General features: G+C 58.6%; 6 protein-coding genes. 2 read left to right on the top strand and 4 right to left on the bottom strand.

The features are described 5' to 3' along the window. Positions 1-149: 149 nt before the first annotated feature. Positions 150-5,498 carry a hypothetical protein gene (locus tag LOY50_RS28525; RefSeq protein ID WP_258690058.1) on the top strand — a complete coding sequence of 1,783 codons (5,349 nt, stop codon included), beginning with the start codon at positions 150-152 and terminating at the stop codon, positions 5,496-5,498. 123 nt (positions 5,499-5,621) lie between these two features. On the opposite strand, the gene LOY50_RS28520 is transcribed toward LOY50_RS28525, so the two are convergent. From LOY50_RS28520 to LOY50_RS28510, 3 genes are read right to left on the bottom strand one after another with little or no spacing between them, the layout of a single operon-like run. Then, positions 5,622-6,308: a GNAT family N-acetyltransferase gene (locus LOY50_RS28520; RefSeq protein WP_253470469.1), complete on the bottom strand. Its 687-nt coding sequence runs from the start codon at positions 6,306-6,308 to the stop codon at positions 5,622-5,624. 10 nt (positions 6,309-6,318) lie between these two features. Then, positions 6,319-6,765 (bottom strand): GNAT family N-acetyltransferase, encoded by a 447-nt coding sequence (locus LOY50_RS28515; protein ID WP_018611678.1) that lies wholly within the window; start codon positions 6,763-6,765, stop codon positions 6,319-6,321. A gap of 2 nt (positions 6,766-6,767) precedes the next feature. Beyond that, positions 6,768-7,409, bottom strand: a complete 642-nt coding sequence (locus tag LOY50_RS28510) for an FMN-binding negative transcriptional regulator (RefSeq protein ID WP_253470467.1) — start codon at positions 7,407-7,409, stop codon at positions 6,768-6,770. Between the two features lie 100 nt (positions 7,410-7,509). Between LOY50_RS28510 and LOY50_RS28505 the strand changes: the two genes are divergently transcribed. Beyond that, positions 7,510-9,054 carry a PLP-dependent aminotransferase family protein gene (locus LOY50_RS28505; protein ID WP_258690055.1) on the top strand — a complete coding sequence of 515 codons (1,545 nt, stop codon included), beginning with the start codon at positions 7,510-7,512 and terminating at the stop codon, positions 9,052-9,054. 45 nt (positions 9,055-9,099) lie between these two features. Here LOY50_RS28505 and LOY50_RS28500 read toward each other — a convergent pair whose 3' ends face one another. Then, entirely contained in the window at positions 9,100-13,704 is a 4,605-nt protein-coding gene (locus tag LOY50_RS28500; protein WP_258690052.1) for a dermonecrotic toxin domain-containing protein, read from the bottom strand. Position 13,705: the final 1 nt, after the last annotated feature.

The raw sequence follows: 13,705 nt of genomic DNA, 5'->3' as shown, positions 1-13,705 counted from the left end.
GCCGCATCCTTTCAAGCGTGCAACCCCGCCGCCGCAAACATCGGCTTACGCTTTCCCCGAAGCCCGTAGCCACGCCTATACATATGTACGTCATTCCCGCTGAAACGGCGCGATAGGGTCCCAGTCCTACTCATCACCGGGACACCTGAATGACTGTCTTCCCTGAAAATGCACCTGGCGTGACGCCGCATGCTGCCGGCGTACAGCTCAAACCCATCAGCCTGTTACCCCACGGTATTCGATTTCAACCTCATGAATTCGCCGATCAATGGCTAAATCAATGGGGCCTTATCGGCGATACGCGGGTACAGGTCACCTATCAAGAGGTCGAGACAGTCGATTCGGCCGCTCAAAGAAAAACCTCATCGGTGCCGCTGCGTGACGCTGTGACAAGAGGCTTTTTGATCGCCCATCAAAGCAGGGCGACTGCTGAGCTCTCTCCGCGCGAGGGTTGGGTTTATCCCCACCGAAGTCATATGTCCCTGGACTTCTCGTCACTGCGGGTCAACGGTAAAGGTCTTTCACCAGATGTCTTGCAGCAACTGCAAGTTGGCATTGCGCCCGGCTACCAGGGCATTGGGCAGCCGGTCATTACTGAGGTGAACGCCCAAGGCAATCTGCTCAGCCCCCGTGAAAAAGAACAAATCAGGCAACTGGGGCACTTGGATGCCAATCAGGTGAAGCTGGCGCGTCTGTTCGCCGCTTTGCCAACGTTCGACACCGTGCTCAAGCGTCTGCTGGTCAGCCGCATCGAGGCCAAGATTCCTGGGCGCAAATTCCACACTTCACTGCTCCAGGGCATCGACCCGGATCACTGGTACGTGAACCACTTTAGCGTGGACTCATTCGGTGGCCGTTCATTGACAGCCTCACAGTGCTTTACCGACGTGATGTTGGGCTGTTTAGCTACGGATACACCGCCCACTTACTCGCGCGGTGGCGTGGGCTTCTACACCCGTCCGGATTCGGTGGAAGAGGTCGACAGCGTATTCGTCAGCCCGCTGGACGCGAAAATTCCAGCGATCATGGAGTCCGTGTTCTATATCGCCGAGCCCGCGACCAATGACAGCTTGAAGCAGCAGTTCCGTGACGATCTCAGCGCCTTTCGCCATGACAGAAGCGATGCACAGGCGCTCGACACGTCGACCACTGACGCGGCACTTGCTCATCTGCTGTCCCGACGATTCCTGCATCTTTTCGACTTGTACAAAGTCGACCGGTATCCGTCCACCCCGTTAACCCAAAGTGCGCGAACCCTGCAGGATGAGGAAGATCGCCTGCTGGATCTGATCACCACCCACCCGTCCATGGCGGACAGAAGCCGTTTGCTGCGAGCGCCCATTCCCCATGTCTATGCCGTCATGCTCGACATGGGAGCCGCGAAGCCACAGAAATGGCGTGCCGCGATGGTGATCAAACGAACCGATCAAGCACCACTGTTCCTCTATTCCATGGAACGCGGCATTCAACGGTTCGATTCTTTTCAAGACATGGTCAAAAAAGTACAGGTCGTCCATGCAGGGCATCAGCGCACGATACGGGAGATTTCGACTGAGCTGTCCGGGGATGTGTTCGAAGTGGCGGCATCGGAACTGCTCCAACTGCAAAGCAACGCGCTCGAAGCCGTCCTGAATGCGCCAGAAAACGAAACGGTGGCCCTGAGGACTTTTGCCCAAAGGACCGAAGATGCATTGCGCCTGCCTACGTTATCTCTTGCCGGTGCATTGGCGACTCGCCAGCAAACCTTGATTGAAAACAACCGTCCTCATTTCTATAAAACCGCAACGCTTTCAGAACAGACCCGTTATCGTCGCTTGGAGCAAGATGTCCTCCAAGCTGTTTCAGGTTTGGGTGACGGTATCCGGACGCTGCATCAATTTACCCGCCAGAAGATCCAGCAATACCTGCAGCGAACCCTGCATCACGCGATAAAGCCCGATCCAGACAAAACGATGGTGACGCTTGCTTTCGCAAAGGGTGCCAACCCGAGGCAGTCTCGTATTACCAGCCTGACCCAGCTGATACTCGATAACTTGCGCCCGCGGCAGTACCCCAATGCAATGCGAGAGGTCATGGCTGTTCACCTTGTCGATAAAGATGGCAAGCGGATACGACATCCGGTGAGTGGCTTGCTGATGACATTGAAAGGGCGCGAATTCGCCACGATGGCGACAAGCATCGACGCTGGCGCACGTTATGAAACCCTGCTCAGGGCACAGATGAACAAGCCGGATTACAAAGCTGCCTGGCAAAAAGCGTATACGGCCAGTATGAAATTCAAAGGTTACGAGACCGCGCTCAGGGGGGATGAAATATTCAAGGTCACCCGACTCGATAAAGCCTTCGAGCCACCTAAAGTCAAAAAGCTGGTCACGCTCTGGCTAGACGCTGTGCTGCAATCGCCAGACGCAAAAACGCGTCCACGGGTCATGGGAAAAAACGTGCAGGTACATGGCCTTTTGCTGGGTGGCAGTGTAGGGGCTGGAGGCCGGTACGGGACGATGGGTAACGCAGTCAGCGTTGACGGCGCCTTGATTTTTTCCGATCAGGACGGGCCGGATATTAAGGGAACCGTAGGTGTTTATTTTCCAGACAGTCCCGACGGAGAAGACTTTCACGAATTTGCCAATCTGGCCGATGGGGTTGGGGGGCTTCTACGACAAGAGCCATGGCAGGACTACTTCCGTTCACGCATTTCCACGGTCAATCCCGAAGAAATAAAACGTGTACTGGGGCCGCACCGTGGTCTTCCCTTGATTCGCGCAAGCGTTATCACAGGCGATCTGCTTGAAGCGCTTCACCGAGCGCACGTTGATTTCCATAGCGCTTATGCGGACCACCGCTCCAACAGCAACGCGGATATACGTCGTGAAACAGCAGTAAGGATGGTCATGGTAGCCATGGAAGTGTTCATGGACTTGGCCGGCATGCTGTTGATACCCGGTTTCCAAATACTCAGGCGTGCTGTCAAGACGGGCCTGCTCGTGGCCAGGACCGGCGCTGTTCCGATGGACCTGGACACCCTGGCATTTGTCTACAGAGTGGCTAACCATGGCGGACGGGAACTTGCCGCAGGGGCCACGGTTCCGGTCCGAGGCCAGTCGTCTTTCCTGGCGGTTACGGCGCGCCAGAGCCAGAGTGATGCACTGGCCGGGTTGCCCCTGGAAGCGGCACTCTATAACCGTTATGCGGTGACCGACACTTCACTGTTGCGAGGGTTGGCTGCAGATGCCCAGGGCTTCTATCGCCCCACGCTCAATTCTGCTGCTGGGGGCAGTTCCCGACCCGTCTACATACAGCAACCCGACGGGACCGTATTCCGGGTTCATGACCATACGAGATTGAATGCAACCGAAGCCACCCTTGTCGACCCTGGCACCGGGTCGAGTATCCGCTCCAGTGGCGTGATGCGAAGTACCGTTGCCCGGATGCCCGACGGAGAGTGGCGTGCGGTTGGATTTGGTCAGGGCGGCGGGAAACGCCCGGCAGGTAGCTCTACACAACCAGGCCCTTGCGAACCCAAAGTGCCTGCTCTGTCGCCTCGTGCCTCCGAATGGGTACGGACTGCTGGTCATTGGGACAACGACATCATGGATCTGGTCCCCTCTGTCATGACTCGTCTTCCGAGCTGGCCGCAGAACCGGAGCTTGCTGATCATGGACGAAATAACCGCAGGGAGTAGTTGGTCAGTACGCTTCACGCCGGGGCAATACGAGCGTTTCTATCCGATGAGTCAGCACCCCGATAGATCACCCACGGATATCGTCTTGAGGCGAACGGCTGAAAATCACTACAGCTTGATCTTGGGTAGGCGGGTCGTTGGGATTCCCGCCGATGGCGATTGTTTTTTCAATGCCGTCGCCCGTGGGCTCAATGAAGGGCAGGCGCAGGAAGCCTTCACGATGCAAGGGCTGCGTAATGCAGCTGCCGATTACATCGATGGGCATCCGCAAATCAGCCACTTCATGATGCCGCCGGCCTCCGGCTTGCAATTGGCGCTCTCCGACATCGCGCCTTGGTTACAAGAGCTCTTGGAGGAGGCAGCGCTCTCTGATCTCACTCGGATTGTCTACAACGCCACCAACCCACATCGCTTGTTCCAGCCGGTTCTGGATTACCTTGACCGTCACGCCAACAGCTTGGGCCGAAGGACGCTGGACGCAGCGCGGGACGCCATCCTGCCGCCGGAGGTGTTGCAGGAGATCGGGCATCATCTATCGGTTCGGTCTCCGGAGCGCCTGATGCCAAGTAGCGCTCCCTTTTACACTCAGGAAACGGAGTCATTGCGCAGGTTCTTCGAAGACGTGCTGCTGGGTCCCATCGATGATTTGCATCTGACCGAACTGCTCAATAACGAATACCTTCAACTTTCGCAGGATGTGATCCATATCATGCTTGAGTATGGTGTCAGGGCTCGACAGTTGACCGACCATCATCCAAGGAATGAGCTGGCCTACGTAAAATACAATGAGACCCTGCACGGCCATTTGGACGATGATCAACAGGATGATTTACTGGATGATTTACTGGATGATTTACTGGAAGGTGCTGAGCTGGTGGATCAGGCCGATCTGAATGAAGTAAAGCAAAGGTATCAACGTGAGTCGGGCGTCACCATTAATGACGATGCCAAGTTAATGAATCAGTTCATGTATTACGATCGCGTAGAAGACACCATCGATCTGCTCAGCGTTGCCCTCGAACGGTTTCCCGATTTGCAGCGACGGGCTAATCTGCTGCTTCGCTCAACGGTGATTTCCTCGAACCTCGGTGGCGCGCTACCGGTCAATGTCCTTGCCAGGTGGCTACGTGATCCGAAGCTGTCTGAGGCGCGGCTTGGGATCATTGCGGAATATGCCAATACCCGCTACACCGAAGTGATTGACGACGGCACGATAAGTATTGACTGGATGCAGTCGTTCGATGATCAGAATCTGAACAGTATTGTCCAGCAGCAAGACAGCCTGACGAGATTTGTAGAGTTTCTGGGGTGGGTACAATCGAACGCCGAAACGCCAGCAGTGGTAGGTTTGTTTAGCAGTTCGGGACAAACTGTTTCTAATACCAGGGTTTCGATTTTATTAAATACGCCGAATATTTTTAATTTGCTCCAACGCTTCCCGAGGAATCACGCTATACAAATATGGGAGGACCTCGTTGGGCCGTATTTCAGCGATGCCACTGTTCGAGCCGCGCTCAGGCAACCTGGCTCGCTTCGTTCAGAGTTGGATATTGCAAGGGCGTTAAGAGTTGGGCTTGGCGTGGACGGGGCGCGCGCGAACCAAATCGTTAGAGATACATTCGGTCTTGGCCAGCGGCAGGCTCAACAATATCTCTACAATTTCGAGTTCCCAGCCAATCGTTTGGGCCACAGGCTTTTGGACTTTGCATTGTATTTGGAAAGCCAAATGGCGGTGCCCGATTGGGCCTGGCGATACCTGAGGCAGGGCGTCACGCGCGAAACGCTCAAGCCATTTGGAGCCAAAAAGAAACCTTGATCGCTTAGTCGCGGGCTACTTACAGCTCTGATGCAAGTCGCCCCATCGCCATTCCCCGCAAGGATTGGCGGTGGGGTCGTCAACTACGTGATGGACGCCGAGCCTGCTCGCCGAAACGGGCCGTCAGCCACCGACAGCGGATGTCCGACACTCTACTAGCCCTCGCACTTGCCCACTTTCGCTCTGATTCTCCTCACTCAACCACTGCTCGAATCCTGCCGCGATCTCCGGCCATTCCGAATCCAGTATTGAGTACCACGCCGTATCTCGGTTCTGGCCCTTGACCACCATGTGCTGGCGGAACACCCCTTCAAACGTGAACCCCAGCCGTTCGGCCGCGTATTTGGAGCGGGCATTGCCGTTGTTGCACTTCCATTCCAGCCGGCGATAACCCAGGGCGAAAGACTCCTTGGCCAGCAGATAAACCGCCTCGGTGCTTTTCGGCGAACGCTGCATCGGCGCGCCGAAGGTCACGTGGCCAATCTCGATGCGGCCCTGGGCCGGGACGATGGACATCAGGCTGAGAATGCCCTGCACCTCGCCACTGGCGCGGTCGATCACGCTGAAGAAATACGGGTCGGTGTTGGCCGCATGGTTGTTCAGCCAGGCATCGAAAGCTCCGCGGTCCGTGAACGGACCATAGGGCAAGTAATCCCAGAGCTTCGGGTCGGCGCCGGGGCCTTCAAGGGCTTGCCAGAGGCCATCGGCATGCCGCGCCGGGTCGAGCTTTTCCAGGCGGATGAAACGCCCTTCGAGCACCTGTGCAGAGGGCGCCGGGACACCTTTCCAATCGGCGAGTGAAGTCGACATGCTGCGCTCCTTAAAGGGCTTTGCGAAATTGAATGAAGCCTGGGCGCTCGGCGATGCGCTCGTACAGCTGGATCGCCGTGGCGTTGGTTTCGTGGGTCAACCAGTGCACCTTGCAGCAACCATCGGCCTTGGCGGTGGCGTAGACGAATTCGATGAGCTGGCGACCCACCCCGGTGCCACGACTCTGTTCCGTTACCAGCAGGTCTTGCAGGTAGCAGGAATTCTCGATGCTCCAGTTCGAACGGTGATAGATAAAGTGCACCAGGCCCACCGCCGTGTCGCCATCCCAGGCGAGGGCAGCATGGGTCGGTTCATGCTCATCGAGCAAGCGTTGCCAGGTGCTTTGGCTGACGGCGTCCGGCAATTCGGTTTTATAGAACCGCAGGTAGGCTTGCCACAGCGGCAGCCAGGCGGCGTGATCGTCGGCGCTGACGAGGCGGATTTCAGGTTGGCTCATGTTCACTCCTTGGACAATTGTTCAGGCATCAGGTGGGCGAGCGCCCGGTCCTGCGGGTCGTGGCTGGCGGCGAGGCCGTTGCGTACGCCAGCGACATCCGCGGGGCTACGGTTCTGGCTGAGCTTGCGCTTGCCCTCCAGGCGCTGGATGGGCAGGGCGAAGCCGACGATCGCCTTGAGCATGCTGTCGATGTACTCGGGCGGAGCATCATCGATCTTCCACGGCTGCTCGCGACCGGTTTCGTGGCGGTCGGTGAGGGCGCCCACCAGGTTGCGCAGGCGATGGGCGTCGCTGAACACCTCGGCGCTGCCGTAGGCGTGGACGGCCACGAAGTTCCAGGTCGGCACGACTTTGCCGTGTTCGGCCTTGCTGGCGTACAACCCTGGGCTGACGTAGGCATCGGCCCCGGCGAATATCACCAGGGCCTCGGCGCCGGCTTCCAGGTCGCGCCATTGTGGATTGGCCCGGGCCATGTGGCCGTAGAGGCTGCCGTTCGGCCCTTGTTGGGTGTCCAGCAACAGCGGCAAATGGCTGGCCTGCAAACCGTGTTCACCCTGGGTGACCAATACGGCCAGGCGGCAATCGCCGATCATCTGGTGCAGTTCGGGCAGGTCTTCGACGGCAAAGGCTTTTGGGTTGTACATGATGATTTTCCTTGGCGAATGCGAACATCCTAGGCAGGCTATTGGTCTGTTGTAAGAGCCACTTTCGACCAATTCGATAGGTCCATTCGCGAGGGCTGTCATGCACAACGCCGCGCCGCCATTGTCGTTCAACCCCGCTGGCATCGAGCTGGACCGCCGCCAGGGGCTCAGCCGCCAGCTCTACCAGGCGTTGCGTACCCGGGTGCTCGATGGACGCCTGGCCAGCGGCACGCGCCTGCCGGCCAGCCGTGACCTGGCGGCGGCCTTGTCGATTTCGCGCAACAGCGTGGTGCGGGCCTATGACCAGCTCTACGCCGAGGGTTTCATCGAAGGGCGGGTCGGTGACGGCACTTATGTGGCAAAACTGTCCTCCACGACGTTGCCGCTGAAAAACATATCCACAAAAGTATCCACAGGGTTTTCAACAGGCTTACCCACAGCCTTATCCACAGATTGGCTCGATTTACCTGTGGGTCCATCCAGTAAAGTTATCCACAGCGATGCGCTAAACCGCGTCGAAAAACACCATTTGGCCCAACCGCCCAGCGGCCCGCCGCGAGCGTTTCGGGTCGGTGTACCGGCTTTCGATCTGTTCCCTTTCGACGTCTGGGCCAAGCTGAATGCGGCTTTCTGGCGCAAGCCGGACTTGCAGCAGCTGTGTTATGGCGATTCCCAGGGCGATGCGCGCTTGCGCGGGTTGATCGCGGCGTACTTGCGCAGCTCCCGGGGGCTGCACTGCACGGCTGAACAAATTGTGATCACCAGTGGCGCACAGCAGGGCATCAGCCTTTGTGCACAGCTGTTGGTCGACCCGGGCGACGTCGTGGCGGTGGAAAATCCCGGCTATCGCGCGGCCGGGCATGCGTTCGCCGTTGCCGGGGCCGATGTCAGGGGCGTGCCGGTGGATGGCGACGGCTTGGATTGCGCCGCGCTGGGCGCGTTGAGCCACTGTCGGCTGGCCTACGTCACCCCGTCCCATCAATACCCGACCGGGGTGGTCATGAGCCTGCCACGGCGGCTGGAGTTGCTGGCCTGGGCCGAGCGCAACGACGGCTGGATCGTCGAGGATGACTACGATGGCGAGTACCGCTACAGCGGCGCGCCGCTGGCGCCCTTGGCTGCTCTGGATCGCCAGGGGCGGGTGCTTTACGTCGGCACGTTCGGCAAAGTGGCGTTCCCGGCCCTGCGTCTGGGCTACCTGGTGCTGCCGCCAGGCCTGGTCAACGCCTTTGCCCGACGGCGCGCCGTGGACGTGCGCCACTCCGAAGTCAGCACCCAGGCGGTGATGGCCGAGTTCATGGCTGCGGGGCATTTCCAACGGCATATCCGGCGTATGCGCAGGGCCGCCCTGGCTCGGCGTGATGCGTTGCTGGCGGGCTGGCCCAAGGCTGTTGCGGGTGTCGGTGCCCTGCCTACTGTCGTGGCCGGGCTGCATCTCACGGTTCCTGTGGAGAGCATCGAGCGCGAGCGCGAACTGATCGCCCAAGCGACGAATGTGGGTGTGGAGATCAATGGCCTGAGCAGTTATTGGTTACCCACCACGCCGTCGCAGGTGCGCGCCGGCTTGGTGCTGGGGTTCGCGGCGGTCCCGCCAGCGGCGATAGCCATCGCACTGGCGAACCTGGCAACCGCCTGGAAAATCTGAAAAGTGCAGTGCCAGGGCATCAGTGGATGCCCTGGTTGCTTGCCGTCATGACACTTGTTTTGGAAAAAACACTTCCTTGGCCTGATCCACGGCAATTTCGCTGCGGTAGTGCTCGATCAGTTGCCGTTGATTAAGCGTCTGGGTGGACTCGACGGCTGCCCCTTGACTGACCTGCTCAGGTGTCCGCAGGCGTGCAGACAGGAATGCATGAGGCGGCACCCAGTTCCTCGAGTAATGGAAATCGGCAAACCAGAGAGTCTTATTGGTTGACAGGTCCTTGATCTCATACCGGTCCAGATAGCCATGGAGAGGCGCCTTGATGCGTTGCCGATTTTTTTGCTTGGTAATGGAAATCTGGTTTCGGCTCTTAAGCCAGAGGACGTCGCTCATGGTCGGTGGGCGTTGCTTGATGACGTTCAGTACGGTTTCGAAGCTTTCGTCATGAAGGGTTTTCGAAGCCTTCTTGAGAGCCGTGCGCGTGGATTGCGCCAGACGTTGTTGCTCGGCCGAAATGCCCACCGTTTCGTTTGACGCATTGTCCAGGCCCTTGGTGATCGCGATAGCGACTTTCTCCATTCGGTTGGCGTGTGCGTTCAGAAGCAGGCCGATACCGGTGGGCGACCGCTCTGGCTTCTTCGTGTATTGCTCGATCTGCGCCTTGAATGCCGCCAATCCGTCGAGCAGCGCCTTGCCCTTGGTGAGGCTGGTTGCCAGCACCGGGACGGCCAGCGGCGTGTTGGTATTCACATGGGGCAGCCACTCGCCGGTTTCCTTGCGATGGAAGGTGGCGATGACTCGATCCGTGAGCGGATGCTTGACATCGACCCAATCGGTTTCTTCCAGGGTCTTGGTTAAACGCGGTTCCCCGCTGACCAGGCCCCAAAAACGCGCCCGGATGAATTTCTTCTTGGGCCTTGGGCGTTCCCGATAAGGGCCGGCTTCGCTTCGCTGGTTGCTTCGTTCATCAAGGGCGCGCGCCAGATGATGCAACGCCCGTTTTTTAAGATTGCCGACCTGCTTGCCCAGTCGATTGAGTTCTGTCGTGCGAACGCTGTCCTTGTATTCGTCGCCCAGGTATTGGATGTGTTCTTCAATGGCCGTGAACTGCTCCGTCAGGCTGCCGAATGCGTCGATCTGCTCGTCCAGGCGGATCACGCTGCGCTCATCGATAGCGTCGTGCAGGCTTTGAAACGCGACCGTGGTGTTATCGACAAGCTGGTTCATGTCGGCCCAGCCTTCGGGGATGTCGTTGACGCTTTCCAGTGACAGACAGAGGTGGCGATACATGTCCAACTGGATAAGTCGAATCGCATCGCTCTTGTAGGCCGGCATCTTCCCCCGGTGTTGCCGCAGCAGTTCAATGCCTTCGCGCCCAACCTTTCTCAGCCTGGAGAAGCGCGTCTCCATGTAATCCAGGCGCTCGATCATGTCGTCTCCGATCCTGATCATGCGGTCGGCTGCGTCAACGTGCTCTTGCTCCACGCTCTCGATGTTCGAGGTGGTCATGTCCACGGCTGTTCTCAGGGCCGGGGCGAATCGCTCCTGCAAGGTGTCTATCTCTTCGAACGTGAAGTTGATTTGCGCATTCAGGTAACCGAGCCTGGCTTGAGGCGCGTCGGGCCTCGATTGGAAGACGGGCCACTGGATCAAAATCTCCAACGCTTCTTCGTAGCTTTCCCGCTGCGTTCTCAAGGTGCTCAAATAGACGTTGTGCCTGGCCTCCCTGGACGAGCCTGACGCCTGGTTCATCTCCTTGGCGTTCATGGTCAGCAGCTTCTGGTTTTGTGTTTTCCTTTCCTCGAACCGGTTCAGTTCGGCGAGCAGTTGGGTGCTGAGGCGTTTCGCATCCGCGATGATTTTCTGCCTGACACCTTTTGACCCGCTGCCGCGCAAACGCAGGCGAGGGTCGACACGCCATTCGCCTGCTGCGTCATTGATCAGGGGCGGGCCGGTGCGTGCGGGGTCGTTCTCATCGACGATGGACACATGCTCGCCCTCCGCCGTCACGTTGAACCACTGGTTGGCGATTTTTGCGTACCAGTTCCCGCCCTGCTGGTAGAGCCCTTTGAGCGCGCCTTCGATCATGGGCTGTTCGGCGTTTTCAGGTTCGTTCACGCTGAAGGATTCAAGCAGCTTGGCGCGCTTTGCGGGTTGGCCTGTCAAGGCACCGCTGGCGCGGATAGCGTCATAGTGCTCGGGTGAGGGTTTTTTGTGCGTCAACGGGGCGAGCCTCTCGATCACGAGCTCAGGTTTTGTCGGGCTTTCCAATTCATGCACGACCGCTGGCGCCTCGGGTCGACGGCTGTTCGCGCTTTCCCTGGCGCGGTCGATGGCGTGAGTCGTAATCGCCATGGACATGTTCAACAGCAGGTCGACGAAGGTTTCCCAGGTGGCTTGGCGGTTGGAGGTTTCGTCGCTCTGGGTCAACGTTTCAAGGTCGTCCAGAATTTGCCAGAGCCAGGCCGCGGTGCCCACGGCGGTGCCCAGGTAAGGCAGCGCCAGGTTGAAAATCAACCAGCCGGCTTGTTTGAAAGTGGCCCAGCGATTTTCGCTGTTGGACACCGATTGCCGATCGGCCAGCTCGACCAGGGCATCGGCGTTGGCTTTGAACAGCTGCGGCAGGAAATCAGCCCCCAGGGTTTTCTCGCTCAAGCCGATGGGCGTGCTATTGAGCCAAGACGACACAGGGTCGACCGCAAACTCCACCATGGTCCAGGGTGACGGCAGCGGGCCCGGAAAAACGAACCGGCTGTAAGTGGCGCGTACCCCATCGGGCAGCCACGCCAGTACCGATTGGCGCAAGGAGGCGGTTTGCCGGATGGCGTAGATCAAGTTGCTGAGCGACGGATACTGACACAGCTGCGGCTCAAGCAACGGTTGATACAGCAGGCAGGGGCCGGCATCGGGATCTTTCGGGCCGATCACGAACATGTTGGTGACCACGTCTGCCGAGGTGCTCAGCGCGTGCTTGGATTCGAACGCCAATGGGCGCAAGACGATGGTTTGCCCATCGACCTGGCGCTCGGACGCCTTGGGCTCCATCAGCGCGGCGACATAGCGGTAACCCCGTTCATCGATGTTCCCCAGGCCACGGATTTTGCTCTCCAACGCGAGCAGCGGTAACTGGATGCGTAACTGAGCGGCGTAGAGGTTTTCGCGGCGGCTGGATTCGGCCGGATCGTCGAGAAGTTTGTTCTTGATCAGGTTGGGATAAACGCGACCGATGTCGATTTGGGTGACCAGGTTTTCGACGTAATCGGCGGTCATCCATTTGGGCAATGCATGGCCGTCGGCCGACCTGACTATTTTGTCCCCCAAGGGCAGCGCAATCAGGTTTTGCAAGGCCAGTTCAACGAGGCTGAACCGCGTGGTCTGGATTTTTCCGGGGACCACGAACGTCCCCCAGACCACCGGGCTGCGTATCTGGACCTCGATGCTTTCTAGGTGAAGGGTCGAGGCGTCGGCATGGTCCGACAACATTTTCTGCTTGAGGCTGTTCAACGTGTACTGCTTGATGGAAGGAATACCCTCCATGTAGGTCTTGCCGGCATGGGCGCTGCCCAGCGCCGAAAGATTCTTCAGGTGTTGGGCGAACAGGAACTGGTCGGATGTCGGCGCGTCCTGCAACCAACCGGGAATCTGCTTCTGAAACCAGTCCTCGGCAGGTTCGTTATCCCGGCCCGCTCCCTCGTTATCCGCCTGTTCGCGATCGTCGGCGATCAGGCCTTCCAGGAACCCGGGATCGCCGATGACTTTGACCTGCATGGCGATCAGCCCGCAGGCCTTGTGATCGAACACATTGCCGTCGGGCTCATACAGCCGCCACTGGATTCGTGTGCGCTTGGCGCTGTTCAGATGAGTCGGCAGCGATTGACCCAACGCGTCTTGTGAAGCGAACTTCTCATACCCGTTGCGCAGCGAGTACGTCAGGATGACTTCCTTGCGGTCGATCGTTGCGCTCAAGGCCACGATCGAGTTTTCGTTCACACGATTGACCGTATCGCCGTCCACTTCATCGATATCGATCAAATAGGCATGGCTGTCATAGCGGTCATGGCGCTTGCGGTCCTGCAGGTCCGGGTAAAGGAACAACTGCCTGGCCATGTCGCATTCAGTCGCTGTCCAGCCCGGGACCTGGCTGACGTTCCAGATCTTGCGCAGGTTGCTGGAGAGCTCATGCCAGCGAGGGCCGGCCGTGCCGAGTGGCGTGTTCCAGTACACCAGTTGTTGTTCCTGGAAAGCGGACGCCATGGCGGGGGCCAGTTCGTTGATCAGCAGTCCGATCAGGCTGATACGCACCGGCAGATGCACCGGTGGAAAAGTGAGGGGCAGTTTGGTCAAGAAATGCAGCCCTTCGATCAGCAAGGTCGACTCGCTCTCGCCCACGCGCTCGGCCAACAGATCGCTGAGGGATGTATAGCGGGTGGGAAGCTCCACGATGTTGCCGTCGACGACGTCCCAATTCGGTTCGCCGACTACCGTGTTGTGTGGATCGAGGTCCAGCGTCGAGTACATTTTCTTGAGCGCTTTGCGCAGGAGCAGGCTGGCAACCTCCGGGGAGGTGGGCCCTGCGAGCATTTGATTGAGCAGCGCCTCTCTGAGGCTGACTTCGGAGGTAGGCGTCGTGGTGGCTGTGACGGTTTCTGTCATC

Origin of the sequence: Pseudomonas sp. B21-010, from assembly GCF_024749325.1 — a bacterium.
In the GTDB taxonomy this organism is placed as follows: Bacteria; Pseudomonadota; Gammaproteobacteria; order Pseudomonadales; family Pseudomonadaceae; genus Aquipseudomonas; species Aquipseudomonas kilonensis.
The sequence above is the reverse complement of the archived record's forward strand: the minus strand, read 5'-3'. Positions and strand labels throughout refer to the sequence as shown.